Source organism: Thalassoglobus neptunius (assembly GCF_007859735.1).
Taxonomy (GTDB): domain Bacteria; phylum Planctomycetota; class Planctomycetia; order Planctomycetales; family Planctomycetaceae; genus Thalassoglobus; species Thalassoglobus neptunius.
This window is the reverse complement of the sequence record NZ_SIHI01000117.1, coordinates 1-3250: the sequence shown is the minus strand read 5'-3', so window position 1 is coordinate 3250 and position 3250 is coordinate 1. Positions and strand designations below refer to the sequence as shown.

Sequence of the window (3250 nt, the reverse complement as noted above, 5' to 3'; positions counted from 1 at the left end):
CAAATCGAGCGAAGCCATGATCTATGTGGCTTCCATTGGTCGCATGCTCCGCCGCTTAGCTCCTTCACCCAACCAAGCTCCGTTCAAATACCGACTTACAGCATGAAGAGGATTCCGGATAGGCTCTCAGTTCAGAATGGAGCAAGAATACAACCTCGAGGTGAAGTCTGGCTTGCTTGTTCACGCGCGTCTGCACAATATCAAATGGAGCTTATTGCATCAGACGCAAAAAAAAGAGCGGCTTTGTATCAATTCGTCGTCTGGAGAGGACGCAACCTTAATCGAAATACTACGTGGACGAACATTAAGACGATAGTCGAACACATTAAGGATGATGACGACCGTGTCTGGTATGGTCGGAATTTTGCTTTTTATGCGCTGGCGACTGGTAGAGAAGATCTCGTTGAAAACTTAAATGAAAATAATGTGAGCAATCGTTGTGCAGAATGGTTGCGATGGCTTTCTTTCGAAGTGCTTAGGTTTCGTTCGAGTACAGTGGGCTGGTTTTGGTATGCGAACCCCCACTTTCCAATTGTAGACAAAGAGAATCCGTGGTCCGGTGGCATGGTTCCAAAATTCCCTGAAATGATCGTCCGTCCGTCCACGCCGTTACCTAATTGGGAAGGTGAACCATTGCCATTGAGAGGAGACCAGTATCTGGATCACAGTTGAGCGAGTGACATAGGGGCGGTTCCACCGGCCGATTCTTGTGCGACGATCGCGTATCCCGATTCAGCGGTGATTACGAAGACCAATAATTCGCGGAGACTGCACGACAAAATTGAAGAGGAGGTGACGACTCACCTCACCAGAACGTATAATGATTCCGGTAGACTCACCGGTCAATCGTTCGGTAAGTTCGTGAGCGAAACCCACACCTTACAACAATGTTGGCACTGTCGGTTCGATCTGGGGGCCAGGGGGGAACGTTTGACGACAGTCATGTAGAGTGCGTAACACGGAGTCGCACCCGTCGTCGGAGGTGGGTTCCTCTATCGCAGCGCCCAATCGGTGTCGCTTCGTCATGCATAGGACACCCATCCTCGAAAAGCCAATCCGGCATAGAACAAACTCACGTCGGAAAATCCCGCTTCACGCAGGAGCGATTCGTCTTGTTGTGGATCGAGAATCGTGAGATGCGAGTCGATCGCCTCACTTGCCTGCGATGCCTTTTGCGGATCGACACCGGAACTTACTACATAAGCTGTGTAGCGAGCAAGCCACTGTTCTCGCTCGCCGTCTGCTTGAGGAAAACTTAATTGGAGCGTGATAAACGGGGCGTTTGGTTTAAGTCGCCCACGAATGGCTGTCAGCATCTGTTTGCGCTCATCAAGGTCGGCAAAGTGCATGGTCAATAGGCAAGTCGCTGCGTCAAACGGTCCTTCCGGTGCGACGTCGATTTTGCCCTCGTGAAGTGCGACCCGCGAGAGATGCGGACCAAGGATTTGTCTGGAGAGTTCCAACATGGCTGGAGACGGGTCGACGCCATCAAACGTCCAGCTCGGTTTGGCGTCTGCAAAGACTTTTAACTCCAGTCCGCCGCCAGCTCCGACAACGAGGATACGACCGCTATTGCCAACACGCTCGGTGAGCAATAGCGTTACCATTCGCTGCATGTCCGCGAATCCAGGCACTGCACGACGCGGCGAGTCGGGGTACTGGGCGACCGCTTTCGGATCGTGAAACGCCGCTTTCTGCAATTCTTTACTGGACGCCATGTGTATTCCGTTTCGCCTTAAGTGAGATTCCTTTGGCTTCGAGTCGTTGGTGACAATCGGCACTCAGCGAAGCGAGTGTCACTTCGCCCAGTCGCCGCAGCAGTCGTTGCTCGGCGTCGTCAAATGCCTTGCCCAGTGCCGCGTTCACGGATTGCTCCACCAGGCAACCAGGCGATTCAGTGCGATTGCCGATCGCTAACAGCGACGGACTTCCGACTGCTTTGTAGATGTCCAGGAGAGTGACTTTGGTCAGGTTGCAAGCTACAGTCCAACCGCCACCATGCCCCTTCTCGCTACGCACGTAGCCCTGCTCGCGCAGCCCTGCCATCAACCGACGCACCACAACTGGATTGGTGTCCATCATCTTCGACAGATCCTCGGATGTGACTGGCTCTTCCAACTCCGCCATGTGCAGCAAGATGTGCAGCACTCCGGAAAGCTTGCTGTCTCGTTTCATGTAACTCAGTGTGTTGCGAGAAACTTCCTTTGTCAAGCCCATCCGGACAGAACACAGCTACTCATCGCTTCAGGGAGAATCGCATTCTCGGAGCAAGGGCAGGGCACCCGTGCTCCCGTGTCACTACGTGAATTCTCACAAACATCTGATTTCTTTTGAATCTCTTAGCAACCGCTCATCGTGTTTCCGGATAATGGTGCTGCGTCGTTTGAATGTGATACATCAGCGTCGGCAGTATTCCTCACAGGCCATCAAACCACGGAGATCTCAAATGGTTGATCCAGTTTCAGTTGCAGGCTTGGGGCTTGCGGTATTCTCAACCGGAGCGGAATACGGAAATTCCGGAAATTTTTCGAGCACCTCGAAGGCTGTGTCTTACATGCATCCGAAGACGCCGAATTCGGCGCGATGGCGAGACATGAATACACGGATTAAGCTGACAGCATTTCACCCCCGCCCCGGGTGGAGTCGGCAGGTTTTTTACTTCCGACTGATCTATCAGTATAACGGGTACGACATCCGCAATGCGCGCGTCGAAGGGTTGGTGGATGCGTCGAGCGGGATGTACACCTCCAGCTTTACGGTCAATTGGCGGGGCCAGTCGCACTCGCGTCAAAGTAACCCCGTATCGCAAATTGTGTTCAACTTTGTTGGTCGCTGGGATCCCCATGGCCTCGGCGACGTCAGCTTTGGGGGCCAGTTGGTGATTTCCGCATCCCTGAACGGAAGCGCCTACGAATCCTTCGGGATGGACTTCTCGGAACGGAACTGGGTCCGTGCAGGCTACTAACCCGGACGATTCGAAAGTTAGTAAAATGGGGCAGGGTGGCGTGGTGAAGGGGGTCTGAGACTGGAAACGGATGATGATTCTGCCGTCGGGTCGAGTGAGAAACCGGACGGTGAAGCATCTTGTTGCTACGCAACCCAGCCGACGTCGGCCGGGCCACCCAACGCCGTTAACCTTTTTAGTGTTGTATCAAAAGACGTCTTGATGGAAATGTTGTGATGACGTAAGGCATTGTTGTCACACAAGTTCCTTTGTCATCTCGGAACGGAGTCCGGGCATGTCGCATCA

General features: G+C 53.1%; 4 protein-coding genes. 2 read left to right on the top strand and 2 right to left on the bottom strand.

Annotated features, from left to right (window positions below; genetic code table 11):
- Positions 1 to 672: hypothetical protein (locus KOR42_RS25965; RefSeq protein ID WP_231741147.1), on the top strand; the 672-nt coding region annotated here is incomplete at its 5' end.
- 350 nt (positions 673 to 1022) lie between these two features.
- Here KOR42_RS25965 and KOR42_RS25960 read toward each other — a convergent pair.
- Positions 1023 to 1718 (bottom strand): class I SAM-dependent methyltransferase, encoded by a 696-nt coding sequence (locus KOR42_RS25960; RefSeq protein ID WP_146512707.1) that lies wholly within the window; start codon positions 1716 to 1718, stop codon positions 1023 to 1025.
- Positions 1705 to 2175 carry an Rrf2 family transcriptional regulator gene (locus tag KOR42_RS25955; RefSeq protein ID WP_146512706.1) on the bottom strand — a complete coding sequence of 157 codons (471 nt, stop codon included), beginning with the start codon at positions 2173 to 2175 and terminating at the stop codon, positions 1705 to 1707. The genes KOR42_RS25960 and KOR42_RS25955 overlap by 14 nt, the downstream gene beginning before the upstream one ends.
- Positions 2176 to 2446: 271 nt before the next feature.
- Here KOR42_RS25955 and KOR42_RS25950 point away from each other — a divergent pair, with 271 nt between their 5' ends.
- Positions 2447 to 2965, top strand: a complete 519-nt coding sequence (locus KOR42_RS25950) for a hypothetical protein (RefSeq protein ID WP_146512705.1) — start codon at positions 2447 to 2449, stop codon at positions 2963 to 2965.
- Positions 2966 to 3250 lie beyond the last annotated feature (285 nt).

Excerpts from the sequence above, each read along its gene's own strand:
- KOR42_RS25960 (WP_146512707.1), bottom strand. The coding sequence starts at position 1,718 with ATGGCGTCCAGTAAAGAATTGCAGAAAGCGGCGTTTCACGATCCGAAA.
- KOR42_RS25950 (WP_146512705.1), top strand. The coding sequence starts at position 2,447 with ATGGTTGATCCAGTTTCAGTTGCAGGCTTGGGGCTTGCGGTATTCTCA.
- KOR42_RS25955 (WP_146512706.1), bottom strand. The coding sequence starts at position 2,175 with ATGAAACGAGACAGCAAGCTTTCCGGAGTGCTGCACATCTTGCTGCAC.